We start from the raw sequence: 13,997 nt of genomic DNA, 5'->3' as shown, positions 1-13,997 counted from the left end.
GGCAAAATTTATACCGCCGAGGATAGCCGATTCGATTTTGTGTATGGATATACAAAATCTATCATGAGGCCCGAGGCACCCTGCCAGATAGACTGCCATCGTTTAATTATCTGTCTTTTTGCTATTTGCTTTACGTAAAGCTGGCTGCTTTTCTTCGAGTACTTCTTTATCAACAACCGTTTTGACAAGCCCGCGACTGACTAAAAAATCATATTCATTTTTAGTCAACTCAACCACATCACCGACCTTGCGCGCTTCACCTGCCGCAACAATCGATCGCAACAATTCTGCTTTCATTTCCAGCCCCTTATACTATCTTTTTACCATCTTTTTACTATCTTTTTACTATCTTTTTGTTACTTTTTGTTAGCAATCGCAAACGACTCAGGACGACGCACCGCAAAGTCCACACTTTGCATCACCACCAAACGGATACCACCTGATTTATCCAGGCTATAGGGGTTCACCGTTAAGCGTAAACCATCCCACAACCCTACAATCAACTGGCTAAAGTCACCAAAGATCACCTGATTTGGTTTAATCTGATTGCTGACCTCAACCGAATAGCCATTAATTGTATTGCCTGGCTCCCATACCGTCATTTCACTGCCTGGCAATCTTGGTGTGGTTTTAGCCGCACCCCTGAGCGCAGGATTGAGTAGATAACGCATGTTAGCAACATCGGCATTTTGTAATGCAATACTGGTTTCTAAGCCGATATAATCCGCTAAGGTTGGATTATCTCCTGCATATTCAACAGCAGTGATACCGCTAACTCCCGTTAAGCCTAACGGTTGATGATTGCTGCCAGTGCCATACAATGCCGCCGTATCAATTCCCAGTGCTACTGCTGCCAATAAGTCGTTACGCACCATGGTTTCGGCATCCAGTGAGCTATTGATCATCAGCATGCGCGAGACCTCCAAATAAGCACCCAGGGTCTTTGGTGTTAAATGAACCTGGTCAGTGGTGAGCTTGCCTTCACCAACGTCTTGCTTTTCCCCAACCCAGTAAATATTAGACCCTTCCACCTGGCGTGGAATATCCACATTCCCTCGCAAGCCAGATAACCTGCGTGCAATGCTAAGCATAATCGACTTGTTACGCAACATGTCAATAAAACTAGAGCTCTGCAGTTGTGTTGGCACTAAAGCATTACGCCCAGTGGCAATACTGAAATCACGCTGCAGCACATCAGGTGGAATCATCAGCGAATCATCATTAATGCCAAGCTTACGCTTTGCAGCATCGGAAGCCTCAAACTCAAAACTGGCAGCCTCACGCGCCTTCATATCAAACGGATTAACCAGTGCACGTACCGCACGCGATAAACTGAACTCGCGCGTTTCTTTATCATTCATTCCAATGTTATTGGCACAGGATTGTACCGCATTAACTTGCGGGCTGTTGCTTTCCAGCTTGGTCATTCTTTCCCGCTTTTCCTGAACCCACTGCACATGTTCGACAAAGTCACGCTCAAACTGCTCAAAAGGTTTTCCACCTTCAATGTAGCTGCGTGCAAACTCTGCCTGATTGAATTTCCTTGCCAGTGCGTCAATTTTTGCAATCCGCTCACGCTCATTTTTAATACCCTCATCAAATGAGCGTGTGATTTGTGACTCTGTTTTAACTTCTTTTACTTCTTTTACGTCGTTACTCATTCTCTCCCCCTCAGGATTGTTTTTACTTTTACTAACCTTATCTAAAACTGCATCTAGCTTAGCAGCTTCATCATTGCAACTTTGTGCAAAATTGCGTCCAATGCCTACGGTGACATCTGCAGGCACACTGACTAATGAAATCTCAAACGGTTGCCAGTGCGTCACACGTACCGCTTTATTGGTTGCATCAGGCTCTGCTTCATCGACTTTGTAGCCTACGGATACATTGGCAATAATCCCATCTTGAACATCTTGAAAAAAGTCCTGGGCTTCCTGACGCTTGGAAAACTTCACCACGGCGCGCGCTTTATCGCCATCGATATACGCATGCTCAACCACCCCAATCTGGCGATTCCAGTCGTGATTGATAAGCAGCGCTCCCTTGTTATTTAAGCGGGTTAAATCAATCGCTCCCGCGTGATGCTCCAATACTTCATTGGCATCTTGCCAACGCTGGTAGGGCGTATTACTTGAAAAACTCAACTCAACCGTGCGCTTATCCATATCAATCTTACTATGCGTGGCATTAAACGTGTAATCACGGGTCAAAATTTCCGCTTCTTTAATCGTCTTGATATAGTTCTGCATTGTTTACTCCATCCTCCACTTGTTTTTGAATGTCTTCTTCAGGGCTTACCTCATTGACGATGCCTAGCTCTTTTAAGCGCACTAAATCAGCAGCAATTTGCTTTAAGGTATCCTCAGGGTCGCCACCTGCGTCTAGAATAGCTTGCGACAAGCTTATCGTGCGATTATTAATGCTTTCAGTGGTGCCTTTGGCATCTTTCAATGGGTCAATCCATGCCCATGCGCGCGTTTGAAAGCGTACCGTATCAATTAAATTATCCAAGCTTAACACACTGATGTTGCCTAATCTGCCGCTTGAATACTCAACCTCAAGCCAACTGTCAAAAACAGGGTGCATTAAGGTGTCAATAAGCAGTGTTTGCAGCATACGCCACGCATCACGCTCGCTTAATAAGCCTTGTCTCGCACTTGAGTAACTCACCCCTTTTAAATCATTGCCCAGATTGATGTAATTGACCCCATAACCCAGACTGGAACTAATCGCTTTTAAAATAGACTCTTTAAACGGAGCATAGTTGGCGCTTGGAAACTGCCCGTCAAACTTCTCGAGCTTATATCCTGACTTAATCACATGAAATTGTGCGCGGTCATCTAAGGTTTGGATATCAAAGCTATTATCCGCCTCCCTGTCTCTTTCTGCTAAGGCATTATAATCAACCTCTGTTTCTGCTTGATTGAAAAACCCCATCGATTTAGCATTGCATCTGGCGTTATCCACGGCAGCCGTTTCAAACTCTTTCAAGAGTCCCAGCCGAATTAATGCCGTGGCAATCGTTGAAATGCCACGCTTTTGCCCGATAAACTCATGAATAAACCCGTGAATGATGTTGCTTGCCGCAATGCGCTGTGTATCCGCGCCATTATCAGCCAACAAATAATACGCTTGAGGCCTACCAAGCTGATTGAGTTCTATGCCGTTAATGATTTTATTGCCATTGCTTAATGTCGCACGTTTAGTGACATCAATTCTTGTGTTGTCAATTAACTGCAATTGCAACTGTCCATCGATGACGTGTTTTAATACAAAAAACTCACCATCCCGCAAAAGCGCACGTACACAGGCAAGCTGCACATCAATAAGTGACAGCTGTCCCGTAACATCACATCTGCCCCGACGCGCCCAACGATTAAAGTTAAGCTCCGTTTTATTGTTCAGTGATTCACTTTGCGTTTTGCACTGAATGCGGATGCCTTGATGTCCAATAATATTCGTGCACGCCATCGATATATAGCCTTTGACATAATCATTGTTAGCATAGGCTTCACGCGCGCGACGCAAAATCGCACTGGATTGCGATTCAATGATCTCATCGATATCACCTCCACTAAAAACATCACGCACCAACTGTGAACGCGCTGCCTCGTACATGCGCTTTTGTGCGATGAATTCAAATGATGGGCTTGTGCGTTTTGCTCCTCTCTCACGCTTAAACAATGATAACAAGCCCATTAGCGCACCCTAAAGCTTGTGCTCACAATGCTCGAGCCTCGTTGACCTTGTTTGATCAGCTCAAGCTGATTAATCGCAAACATCAGCCGTGACTCCTCCGCACGCAAATCTTTCATTTCACGATACGTGATTGAATTACCTGTTGCGCTATACGATTCAATATGCGCATTGCCGATGACCTTATTAATGGATGCACGAATCGCCTCTAACTCAGCATATTTCTGCTGTAACTCTTTCTCAATATCCATAAGCCCCCCATCTTTAATAAAGCTATTTTATGGAGCAGGGGAAGGGGAGTTTGTGCAAAGTTTTATCTATTTCCTTGAAATATAAACCTTTTTGGTTTACTATAACATTTAACCTAACGTCATAAGCCGATGTTTATGGAAACAAAACACATTAAATTGGGTAAACAAGCTCAGAAGGATTTAAAGAAAGTCCCTGCGCAAATTGCTTTAAAAATCACGATGTGGACAAGGTCGGTGGAAGCTATTGGTCTGATAGAAACGAGAAAATGCAAAGGTTATCATGATGAACCTCTGCAGGGAAATAGAAAAGGTCAGCGGTCAGTACGATTAAACAAAGCACATCGTGCCATTTATACCGAACATGCTAAGGGAAGTGTTGAACTGAATTATATTGAAATTGATGAGGTGAATAAACATGAATACTGAAACAAGCAGATTAATTGAAAGTATAACTGGAGCAAAACTAACGCTTGGCAAAGCAATATGGGCTTTACGAACTTGTGAAGAATCTAGCCAAGCTGATTTCGCAAATAAACTCGGTGTTTCAAAGCAATATTTATCTGCTCTTGAAAATAACCGTAAAACAATGAGTGTCAAGCAGGCACAAAAATTTGCACAAATTCTAGGACATTCTGAACAAGTTTTTATTGAGCTTGCCTTACAAGATTTACTCGACAGAAATAATATTCATTTTGCGGTGGATTTACATGAGTGTGCTGCTTAGAGTTTATAAAGAGGCGCCGTAAAACACCTTCCTTTGCGGAGCGTAGGATGTCAACAGTACGTCAATCTGTCCTTACTTATTTGACTTTTAGTATCAATATTGCTACTATTGGTGCAAAATATAAAACGAGCATAGTAGCGTGCCGACTAACAAAGTTTTAGCGCAAATGAAAAACAATCCTGCTCATGTGAGTTTTAACGAACTTGCTAAGATATGCACAGAATATTTTGGTGAGCCTAGACAATCTGGCAGTAGTCACATGATATTTAAAACCCCTTGGATTGGTGACCCCAGAATCAATATTCAAAATGCTAATGGCAAAGCTAAACCGTATCAGGTGAAACAAGTTCTGCTAGCCATTAAAAAATTGGAGGACATGCAAAAATGAATGCCGATCACTATACCTACCGTGTTACCTGGTCAGCTGATGATAATGAGTACATTGGCTTATGCGCTGAATTCCCTTCATTATCGTGGCTTGACACATCCCCTGAATTAGCTTTGAAAGGAATTCGCACAACTGTGCATGAGGTTTTGTTTGATATGCAAGCCTCCGCTGAAGCAATTCCAGCGCCACTTTCTGAGAAAAAGTATAGCGGTTCATTTATGGTTAGAATACCACCTGAATCGCATCGAACTCTTGCTATTAAAGCAGCTGAGCAAGGCATAAGCCTTAATCGACTTGTTAGTTCAAAATTAGCTGTGCTTTAAAGTTTGTAACTCTTTTTAGCTGTTGCTTTCTTTGGATTGTCCTTCGCTTCTTGCTTTAACTGCTGGCGTTTTAAGCTCAAATCAATATTGGTAATCCTTAATGCCGCTAGCGCGTAGATATATGTGTCTAGTGCTTCGTTGCGCTTATCAGGGGCGACATTATGCCATTCATACTTTGGGAAACCTTTTTGATAGCGCAATAATCGTTTTTCAGCGGTCAACTGCCCAAAATAACGCGCATCACACACCTTAGCATCAAAGTGGATGACGCTTGCACCTTTCTCTTCTTCAAGTCTCAAACGGTTGTATAAAATACTTTTACCCTCATCCATGCCAATCATGTATAAATCAAACGCCTTCTTATTGGGCACACGTTTGCGACTTGGGGCAGCAACGAAAGGATGCTCACCACCGCGACCTTTGATTGCAAAGGGCAAGCCAATCCGACTGCGCCTGACATAATCATAGGCTTTGGAGGTCATGTTATTAGTGCCCCCTGTATCTAAGCAGGCAAAAGCAATGGGCAGTTGTTTACCAGACTGATGCGGATAACGCTTATGCACAAGGTATTGCGTAAGCTCACGCCAAACCTCATCCTCACTGGTTTCGCCATGAAAGACTTTATAATCAATTATCCAGCTTTCTTCACCCACGCCCCAGCCAACGGCTTGCAGTTCAATTCTATCCTGCTGCACATCGATGCCAGCGGTAATTAAAGCAACACCCTCTGGTAATGCTTCCCAGTACTCAACACGCGCCAATAAACTGCCTGGCTCTAGCTGTTCACCTTCCTCCTCCCATGTTTCAGCCAATGACACATTCACAAAGGTTTTTAAATCACCTGTTTGTTTCTTCTCCAAAAACGATTGCACAATATCAGCAAAGGTTCTAAAGGGACTGTATAACTCGTTTAAATGAAAGCTTGCATGCCCATTAAATGGCATATTTGCTCGCCATTCACCCTTGCGAATCATCGCCAGTTTTTGTCCGTCATTGATTAAACTACCACAATGCTCGCATGCGTAGCGTGCGCTTTTAATATCATGTTTTCCTTTATCACTTTGCCAAGTGACATTTTTCCATTGTAAAGTTTGAAATTCATTGCAGTGCGGGCAGGGCACGTAGAATTGACGCTGGTCACCCGATAGATAACTCATTTCAACAAATGACGCCCCTTTGTGCGTCGGGGTGCTTGTGATTAATAGCTTACGCTTGCTGCCAAAAGTTGCCGCACGCTGCCATAATAAATTAACGGGATGCCCCTCGCTGGTGCGCTCATAACCATCGACCTCATCGGCATAAATCTTCGGTGCCGAGCGCCCGCGCATGGTATTTGGGGAGCCCGACCAAGCCATCATTAGAAACCCTCCGTAGTACTCTTTCATTTGATTAGTATTAACACCATCACGTCCCCGTGGCTTTGCAAGACATCTTTCAATTTCTTTACTGTTTCTGACCATTGGATAGAATTTTGTATTTAACCAAATTTTTGTATCTGTTTCACTGGGTTGCATCATCATTTGTGACGCAGGTTGATGTTGAATGTAGTAACCAAGAATATTATTGATTAACGCCGTTTTCCCTAACTGACTTCCCCACATTAAGGTGATTTTGTTTATTTTTGTATTTTCTGCTGCCTCCATTACGCCAACCTGATAGGGCAATGTTCGCCACCTGCCTGGTACTGCCGAGGTGCCTGCTGGCAAATATACATAGGCTTCTGACCACTGTGAAATGTTCATTTCTTTTGCTGGTAAAAAATATTTTTCAAAGCAAGCGTGAATCAATTTTTTTAGCTCCAGCTCAGTCATTACTGTCTCCATTGATTAGTTTATCAAACACTTCATCAATACCATCTTCAATACTATACATTGAATCTGTAATTTCATGCGTAAGTGTTTTTTTAAATATATCTTTGTCTGTCTCACCAACCAGTGTACGCTCCGATCTATCTGGGATATTAAGCAAACGCTCACGCATCAATGTGAAAACTGCACCAAGAACCATTTCAATTCGACTCACTTCAATGACTTGCTTAGCGGCTAACTTGGCTTTGATTTCTTGATTGTCAGCTTGAGCTTTTATCAATCGCAATTTCTCCTCCTTCAACGCCACATTTAAATCAATATCACTGTCATTATTCCTTGCACGTACACCAATGTAATCAATATATCGATGAATATTTTCAATCATCGGATATTGTCCATTTTTTTCTTTTGTCAAAACTCCTTCTTTAACCAGTTGCTGAACTCTTCGTTCTGATAATTTCAGTAGTTTTGCAAGAACCCTTGCAGTGATAAGATTTGCTGCCATATCATGTGCTTACTTTCTCATCTGCTGTATTGAGTAATTGATTAAATGTTTTGCCAGACGCTAAATGAATTGCCTCTTTGCCTGTAAAACTTTGCCAACGTTTAACAATCACGTCGACATAGCAGGGCTGCAACTCCATTGTGTAACATTTTCGCTTTGTTTTTTCTGCACCAATCAGTGTCGCGCCACTGCCACCAAACGGCTCTAAGCATAAACCTTTGGCAGGCAAGCTTGATTTCATAATGCGTTCCATCATTGCAACGGGCTTTGGCGTTGCGTGACCATGACGCTCATCACCAACGACGCGTGGAAACTCCCATACGTCTCGCATCACTTCGTGCGCATTATCGAAATAACTGCGCATCGACTGTAGTTTGCCAGCCTTAAACTCACTGCCTTTACCTTTTAGCTTATCCCACTCTTTTTTTAATTCACTCCATGACTTTTTAAAGTACTCTGGATAAGCCGCTTGCAGTGTTTTGTAATGCTTTTGTGGAATTAATGTGAATTGGGATTTAGTAAACCAGTGGGCATACATTTGGCAGTTGCAATGTTGCTGCATGTCTTTTTGCTTTACCCCTGCTTTTTGTGCTTCATCGGCTAGATAAGTTCTGATCACCTCGTATTCCTCTGGGTAGTCCTCTGCGTTAATTGAGCCAATAAACTGCTTGCCAAGCTGCATAAACAAACAATGTTCTGTCGCAATCGGGAACTGCGTCATTAATTCTGACTTCATTCCCGCAATGCTTTTTTTATCCCACACAATCTGATTGCGCAGCTCTATATGCTCAGTCTTCTCTAATCGTTTATACCAAAGTCGCCATAACTCGGGTGCATTATCCCAAATATACGCACTGGCATTGTCAGCAACAAAAGTACGAAAAGTCACCCACCACGCCATTTGAAAGTCATCGAGCTTCTCATCGTATAAGTTATCATTCGCAACGCCATCACTAGCCTTGCCCATACCGTAAGGGGGATCGGCGTGGAGTAGTTGTGCTTTTTCATCACCTACAAGCTTTTTAACATCACTTATCACCGTACTATCACCACACATCACCCGATGCTCACCCAAAAGCCAGACATCTCCATAGACAGATACCGCATTGTTTTCAACCGCGGGACAATCTTCCTCATCCGTTAAAAATGTATCTTCTTCGTCCTCCTCTTCAAAGATAAGACGGTTTAACTCCTCATCTTCAAAACCCGTCATCGTTAAATCAAAATCTAACTCGTTCAGTTCACTAAGCTCAATCTTCAAAAGCTCATCATCCCAGCCCGCATCATCAGCAATGCGATTGTCAGCTAAAGTATAGGCACGCTGCTGCGCTTTCGTTAAATGCGCAACACGCACAACGGGCACTTGTTGCAGTCCTATCTGCTTTGCTGCAATCAGACGACCATGACCTGCCAAAATCATATTTTCATCGTTAATCACAACAGGCGCTATAAAGCCGAACTCTTGCATACTGGCGGCAATCTTATTGATTTGATTTTCACTATGTGTACGGGCGTTATTTTTGTACGGCATCAACTCATCAATACCCAAATATTCAATCTTATTTTCCAAACCCCATTCCCCTTTAATTTCGCTATTGATTTCGCTTTTTTAACACTTTCCCCATACACATAGGTGTCAAAAGCGAAACGAAGTCGTTTTTTTCATTCACGCAGAAAGTGTTTTTTGCGCATAGCCGACCCCCGTGCTTTCAAGCCTCCGAAAGTACCTTAAAAGCTTATGTTCACTACACTCTAACAATTATCACCCATACAGTTTGTGCAATGTTTTATTATCTTAATTGATAATGTTGTTTATCTTTTTTGATAAATTAATCTTGAAAAGTTTATCTTTTTTGATAAACTAAACACATAACAAGCGTGGAGCCTTTCTTCAATGAAATACAGTGAGTTCAGAAAGTGGTTAAAAGACAACGGCGCCACGTTCAAGAAGGCAAAGGGCAAGCCATTTCAAAGTATATTTGAACGGATACCAGACCGTTTTCCCTGACCATGGTGCTAAGGAAATTGGTAAAGGCTTGGTTGAGAAAATTAAAAAAGACCTGGATTTAAAATAATACGAGGTGACATTATGAAATATAACATTAATATTCAAGAAGATACTAACGGCGAGTATTTAGTCACATTCCCTGATGCGCCTGAAGCTGTGACAACTGTTGAAAAGCTATCTGAATTACAGGACCAAGCAGTTGATGCGCTTATTTCAGCATTTGATTTTTATATTGAGGACAAAAAGCCTATTCCCGTGCCTCAGCATATTGGCGTTGATTATATCACGCTACCTGTTGGACTGGCTGCCAAAGTATATCTCTATAATGAGTGGCTTGCATCTAATCTTAAAAAAACAGATATTGCCAGTAAAATAGGGGTTGCGCCATCAAATCTGGATCGATTATTTAACTTGCACTACCGCTCAAAAATTGAAGCCATTGAACAAGCACTTGCCACCTTTGACAAACATTTGGATTTAAAACTTGTTTAAAACAAACACATCTGCTTCTGCCCGCTGTCATCAACTGGCTTTTCCTGTTTCTCAACATAACCATTAAGCACCGTCTTTTCTCTCACCCTCAGTAATTGCGCAACTTCTCGCGGTGACGCACCTGCTTTACTAAGCACATCTGCTGCCCATTGCTTGAGTTTTGAGTCATCAATTTTCAGGTTTTCTTTGCGTATGTAAAGCGTCTGCCCACCAAAGTGTTGCGACAGCTTCTGCAATACTTCTTTTGGCAACGCTCTTCTAAGCTCACCACATGACCTCCCCGCATACATCGGAAAATAAAGCTTGTTGCGGACATTATTTGATGCCACATCGTGGACGATTTCAGCATATTCCTCACCGATTATATTTTTAATCAACTTATAACCCATATTAAGGGTTAATTCTCCCATAACCTTCTCCTTAACCCACATAATAAGCAAAATCAGTCGTTGGTAAGTTCATCTGTAAAAATTTAGCTGTGAATGAATTCTGGTAAATAATGTAGCGCTTAACTTGAGGCAACTCCATCGCACGCATAGCTGCTTCTTCAGCCGTGGTTTTATATTTCTTTTTAATGTATGACAACGTATTTTCAGGCAAATCATAATATATCTCAAACGCACGCATATTTTTAAAAAACACCTCATGAATTACGAAGGATTTCTGTTGTGTTGATTTGTGGCTATCATTGCTCATACATCACCATAAACTGCATACTTAAAAAGGTACTTCACTATCATCAAAATCATTGATTTGTTGCATTGTCGGCTGTGTGTACGGTGCGGCACTTGGGCTTTGATAGGATTGTGTGACTTGTTGTTCTTTGGGCGGAAATACTAACAACCACACACTGCCATCAGCGGTTTGCTCAAGTGCCGCTAAATTAAAACTGGCATCGAGCTTGAGCTTAACGCCATTTTGCGTCTGAAATACCTTGCCAACTGTTTTATTGATATATTTCTTCTGACCATCTTGCGCCGTGTAAGTGCCTGTAGTGGCAACAATATTATGATGGTGCATATTTTGTTTCTCCTTTTTTAATGCTAAACTTTGACCAGACGCAAAAACAGGAGCGCCTTATGCAAAATGAATTTAACGTAACCATTACCCAGGATAAGCTTGTCGATATTTTGATGCACGCCGCGACAAGAGAAGACATGGCTAGTTTTAAAGCTGAAATGAAAGAGGATATTTCAGATTTGCGTGATAAGATGGATAAAGATATTGCCACATTAAACGGTCGTATCGACAAGCTGGACAGTCGCATTGATAAACTGGACAGTCGCATTGATAAATTGGACAGTCGCATCGATAGTAATTTCAAATGGATGATGGGCGCGATTGTTATTGCCATATTAATTCCTCTTGTTTCCAAATTCATTCCTGCACTGCATTAAGTGCTTTTGGTTGAATGTGACACTTTCCACCATGGCTTAAATCTCGATCATTCATAACAACATTTAGCTTCTTGATTTGCTTGTCATCGTTGATTAGCCTGGCTTTTTGTAACCCATCCAAAAGTGCTTTTAACCCATTATCTATATCGCGTTTTCTTCTATCGCCAGGGGTTAGTGTAATCGTCAGCTCTGCACTTGACTTAATGGCTTGAGGTATCCCGCATTGCTCTAACATGTCTAAGCGAATTTGTTTTCTGAAATCAACGTGCTGTTTGGTTAAATGCTTGCGTCCATCTCTGCCTGTCACATAAAGCCCATTAACACTTGGCGGATAGTCTGTGGTAAATTCGTACTGCACAGCTATGCTGCTTTTTGTTCAATCAATGGTAAAACGCTTATCGTCTTCAATTTGTCATATAAAAACAGGCGTCCTTTTTGAGTCCACTTAGTGATCATTCTTATTTCATCAATCCCGCTATTATGCTTAATGCTGATTGTCTCCGAATGGGTATAGCCTTGCGCGTGATATTTACTATAAAGCCACCACTGTCCGCTCTGAAAATACTGAATCTCTAAATCATTTAATAATTGATTCATTGCACGACCGCTCTTGCCATAATCTTTGGCAATCTGCGTAATCGTAACCAGTGAGGTTGATTTTAAAATCGTATCAACATAATCTGCTTTTGGTTTGTATTCACCGATTAGCTGATCTTTTTTCTTGCTTTCAATTCTCAACGCTTCTTTTTCTTCTTCAAGCTTCACAGCCAGCTGCAAGGCTTCTAAAAGATTTTGAGGTGCTTTCAGTGATCGCTGTGCTTCGAGTTCCTGCCATCTGTCAATAATTTTAGCGCGCATTGCTATGTTATACCCTGACACTAAAATGAGAGTTTCACGTTTAGGTAGATTAAAGCTTTTTCTTCGCTCTCCCTTGGCATCTACATATTCGCTTAAGAATTCAACGAGCTCAATTTTGAGCTCGTTAAGCATGTTCTCAATATCACGCAAAATATTTTTATGCTCTTTACCTGTAATCTCCGCAATCTCACGACTTGACATGGTTTTTTGCTGTTTTATTAATTGATTCATCCTCTTCTCCTCCTATCACCTAATCAACACACCAGATTCGCTGTACTGCATTGATTACACCTGACCAATGACACTATCAAACCATTTAAATGCCTGACTGGCGCGCCATCTGAATGTCTTTTGCCCGTGTCTTGATACAAGCCAAAATCTAAACCTTTTTCAGTAGCTGCCCAAACTGTATTACCTTTTGCGTCTTTTATTCTGGTTTGCAGTCCTTTGGCTTCAAGAAGCTGATTGACCTTTTGGGCAGACAGATTTGGGGCAATACTTTTACTTAATTGAGTAGGGGTTAATAATTGCTGCTGTTGGGCTGATATAAGCGGGATTTCCGCCGCTTTAACAATATCAACACCAGTAGCTTTGTAACCTACCTGAGAACATGCAATAGCTAACTGGTTTTTGTCTTTAATTAACCCGGTTAAAGCTAACTTCGCTGCTCGCATTACTTTTGCTGCTTCAATGTAGTTTCCACTGCCAATAGCATGAGTATTTTGCCCCCTAATTTGATTAGCCTGTTGCTCTTTCAGTTGCCTTTCACACTCAATAAAATACTTGCGAGCTTGTTTTCCTTTATCGCTACGCTGAAGCATTGCTATTTCTTTGGCGCAGTCAATGGTTAAGAAATAGTCCACCTTGTTGTAACCGCCGCGCCCGCTTTTTTGCTCGTCATTTTTGACGTGCAAAAGATAGTCAATATTTTCTTCAAATCCATACTCCAGCATTCGCTTCATCCAATGCGTGAAATCCGCTCTAATTTCCAGAAACTGGTAAAGCTCTCGTGCTGATACTGCTTGTATTAAAGTTTCATGTTCTCTTATAGCGATATTCATAACGACTTCCTCTTATTTGATTAACACACTCGGTTCAACGTACTGCAAGTATGCCCCAGTAATCAGCTCGCCATTTTTAATCGCTTTTTTAAGTTCAATTTTATCTGCTTCAACCGTGATGCGTTTATATTTTTCAGGAATCATGTCAACATTAGACACATGCACTTGTTCGCTTGGCATGCGCCAGCTCACCCTGATTTGCGCATCCTTGAATTGTTCGCCCTCAGCCATGTTTTTAGCCAGGTAGGTCTTGATAGACTCAATCTGCCGTTTAAGTGATTGCTCTCTTTTGAGAAATTTTAGTTTTTCATTATTAACAGCAACAAGCTCAGCATCTAAGTTCTTCACAAATTTACCCAGATTAAGCACCTTTGCTTCGCGCGCTATTTTAAGACTTGTTAGCTTAAAGGGTGCCTCGGGCCTCATGATAGATTTTGTATATCCATACACAAAATCGAATCGGCTATCCTCGGCGGTATAAATTTT

20 protein-coding genes and 1 pseudogene are annotated in these 13,997 nt (G+C 41.7%); 7 read left to right on the top strand and 14 right to left on the bottom strand.

The genetic code is table 11. The features are described from left to right. Positions 1-102 precede the first annotated feature (102 nt). From CU053_RS04910 to CU053_RS04895, 4 genes are read right to left on the bottom strand one after another with little or no spacing between them, the layout of a single operon-like run. A complete protein-coding gene (locus tag CU053_RS04910) occupies positions 103-297 on the bottom strand; it encodes a hypothetical protein (protein ID WP_100551081.1) in 195 nt (64 codons plus the stop codon). A 59-nt stretch (positions 298-356) separates the two neighbouring features. Further along, positions 357-2,249, bottom strand: a complete 1,893-nt coding sequence (locus tag CU053_RS04905) for a phage major capsid protein (protein ID WP_100551080.1) — start codon at positions 2,247-2,249, stop codon at positions 357-359. Further along, positions 2,224-3,699 carry a phage portal protein gene (locus CU053_RS04900; protein ID WP_100551079.1) on the bottom strand — a complete coding sequence of 492 codons (1,476 nt, stop codon included), beginning with the start codon at positions 3,697-3,699 and terminating at the stop codon, positions 2,224-2,226. Before CU053_RS04900 ends, CU053_RS04905 begins: the two co-directional genes overlap by 26 nt. Further along, positions 3,699-3,947 (bottom strand): hypothetical protein, encoded by a 249-nt coding sequence (locus tag CU053_RS04895; protein WP_100551078.1) that lies wholly within the window; start codon positions 3,945-3,947, stop codon positions 3,699-3,701. The genes CU053_RS04900 and CU053_RS04895 overlap by 1 nt, the downstream gene beginning before the upstream one ends. Positions 3,948-4,082: 135 nt before the next feature. On the opposite strand from CU053_RS04895, the gene CU053_RS04890 reads away from it, so the two are divergent. The 4 genes from CU053_RS04890 to CU053_RS04875 all read left to right on the top strand — a co-directional run bounded on the left by CU053_RS04890 (position 4,083) and on the right by CU053_RS04875 (position 5,382). Further along, on the top strand, positions 4,083-4,373 hold the full coding sequence (locus tag CU053_RS04890; protein WP_100551077.1) for a type II toxin-antitoxin system mRNA interferase toxin, RelE/StbE family: 291 nt from the start codon (positions 4,083-4,085) through the stop codon (positions 4,371-4,373). Next, positions 4,363-4,671 carry a helix-turn-helix transcriptional regulator gene (locus tag CU053_RS04885; protein ID WP_100551076.1) on the top strand — a complete coding sequence of 103 codons (309 nt, stop codon included), beginning with the start codon at positions 4,363-4,365 and terminating at the stop codon, positions 4,669-4,671. Before CU053_RS04890 ends, CU053_RS04885 begins: the two co-directional genes overlap by 11 nt. Before the next feature lie 139 nt (positions 4,672-4,810). Further along, positions 4,811-5,059 (top strand): hypothetical protein, encoded by a 249-nt coding sequence (locus CU053_RS04880; RefSeq protein ID WP_199244215.1) that lies wholly within the window; start codon positions 4,811-4,813, stop codon positions 5,057-5,059. After that, positions 5,056-5,382, top strand: a complete 327-nt coding sequence (locus tag CU053_RS04875) for a type II toxin-antitoxin system HicB family antitoxin (protein ID WP_100551075.1) — start codon at positions 5,056-5,058, stop codon at positions 5,380-5,382. Before CU053_RS04880 ends, CU053_RS04875 begins: the two co-directional genes overlap by 4 nt. Here the strand turns inward: CU053_RS04875 and CU053_RS04870 are convergent. From CU053_RS04870 to CU053_RS04860, 3 genes are read right to left on the bottom strand one after another with little or no spacing between them, the layout of a single operon-like run. Beyond that, positions 5,379-7,193: a phage terminase large subunit family protein gene (locus CU053_RS04870; protein WP_158107012.1), complete on the bottom strand. Its 1,815-nt coding sequence runs from the start codon at positions 7,191-7,193 to the stop codon at positions 5,379-5,381. The two genes, CU053_RS04875 and CU053_RS04870, sit on opposite strands and share 4 nt — an antisense overlap. After that, positions 7,186-7,695 (bottom strand): terminase small subunit, encoded by a 510-nt coding sequence (locus CU053_RS04865; protein WP_100551073.1) that lies wholly within the window; start codon positions 7,693-7,695, stop codon positions 7,186-7,188. Before CU053_RS04865 ends, CU053_RS04870 begins: the two co-directional genes overlap by 8 nt. A 1-nt stretch (position 7,696) precedes the next feature. Further along, positions 7,697-9,265 carry a site-specific DNA-methyltransferase gene (locus CU053_RS04860; RefSeq protein WP_100551072.1) on the bottom strand — a complete coding sequence of 523 codons (1,569 nt, stop codon included), beginning with the start codon at positions 9,263-9,265 and terminating at the stop codon, positions 7,697-7,699. A 391-nt stretch (positions 9,266-9,656) separates the two neighbouring features. Between CU053_RS04860 and CU053_RS06660 the strand changes: the two are divergent. Together CU053_RS06660 and CU053_RS04850 are read left to right on the top strand one after the other, a co-directional pair. Next, positions 9,657-9,770, top strand: a pseudogene (locus CU053_RS06660) (hypothetical protein); the annotation flags it as partial. 14 nt (positions 9,771-9,784) lie between these two features. After that, positions 9,785-10,195: a type II toxin-antitoxin system HicB family antitoxin gene (locus CU053_RS04850; protein ID WP_100551071.1), complete on the top strand. Its 411-nt coding sequence runs from the start codon at positions 9,785-9,787 to the stop codon at positions 10,193-10,195. Here CU053_RS04850 and CU053_RS04845 read toward each other — a convergent pair. Genes CU053_RS04845 through CU053_RS04835 form a run of 3 tightly spaced genes read right to left on the bottom strand, consistent with a single transcriptional unit; the run spans position 10,192 to position 11,215 of the window. Beyond that, positions 10,192-10,605: a hypothetical protein gene (locus CU053_RS04845; protein ID WP_100551070.1), complete on the bottom strand. Its 414-nt coding sequence runs from the start codon at positions 10,603-10,605 to the stop codon at positions 10,192-10,194. The two genes, CU053_RS04850 and CU053_RS04845, sit on opposite strands and share 4 nt — an antisense overlap. A gap of 10 nt (positions 10,606-10,615) precedes the next feature. Beyond that, a complete protein-coding gene (locus CU053_RS04840; RefSeq protein WP_100551069.1) occupies positions 10,616-10,891 on the bottom strand; it encodes a hypothetical protein in 276 nt (91 codons plus the stop codon). Positions 10,892-10,912: 21 nt separating this feature from the next. Next, a complete protein-coding gene (locus CU053_RS04835; protein WP_100551068.1) occupies positions 10,913-11,215 on the bottom strand; it encodes a hypothetical protein in 303 nt (100 codons plus the stop codon). A gap of 59 nt (positions 11,216-11,274) precedes the next feature. Here CU053_RS04835 and CU053_RS04830 point away from each other — a divergent pair, with 59 nt between their 5' ends. Then, complete coding sequence (locus tag CU053_RS04830) at positions 11,275-11,592, top strand: hypothetical protein (RefSeq protein ID WP_158107011.1); 318 nt, start codon at positions 11,275-11,277, stop codon at positions 11,590-11,592. On the opposite strand, the gene CU053_RS04825 is transcribed toward CU053_RS04830, so the two are convergent. Genes CU053_RS04825 through CU053_RS04810 form a run of 4 tightly spaced genes read right to left on the bottom strand, consistent with a single transcriptional unit; the run spans position 11,573 to position 13,937 of the window. Next, a complete protein-coding gene (locus CU053_RS04825; protein ID WP_158107010.1) occupies positions 11,573-11,950 on the bottom strand; it encodes a RusA family crossover junction endodeoxyribonuclease in 378 nt (125 codons plus the stop codon). The genes CU053_RS04830 and CU053_RS04825 overlap by 20 nt on opposite strands. Before the next feature lie 2 nt (positions 11,951-11,952). After that, entirely contained in the window at positions 11,953-12,681 is a 729-nt protein-coding gene (locus CU053_RS04820; RefSeq protein ID WP_100551065.1) for a phage regulatory protein/antirepressor Ant, read from the bottom strand. 23 nt (positions 12,682-12,704) lie between these two features. Further along, positions 12,705-13,511, bottom strand: coding sequence for an antA/AntB antirepressor family protein (locus CU053_RS04815; RefSeq protein ID WP_100551064.1), 807 nt, complete (start codon positions 13,509-13,511; stop codon positions 12,705-12,707). Positions 13,512-13,523: 12 nt separating this feature from the next. After that, positions 13,524-13,937 carry a siphovirus Gp157 family protein gene (locus CU053_RS04810; protein ID WP_100551063.1) on the bottom strand — a complete coding sequence of 138 codons (414 nt, stop codon included), beginning with the start codon at positions 13,935-13,937 and terminating at the stop codon, positions 13,524-13,526. Positions 13,938-13,997: the final 60 nt, after the last annotated feature.

Source organism: Caedibacter taeniospiralis (assembly GCF_002803295.2).
Lineage (GTDB): Bacteria > Pseudomonadota > Gammaproteobacteria > Francisellales > Francisellaceae > Caedibacter > Caedibacter taeniospiralis.
The sequence above is the reverse complement of the archived record's forward strand: the minus strand, read 5'-3'. Positions and strand labels throughout refer to the sequence as shown.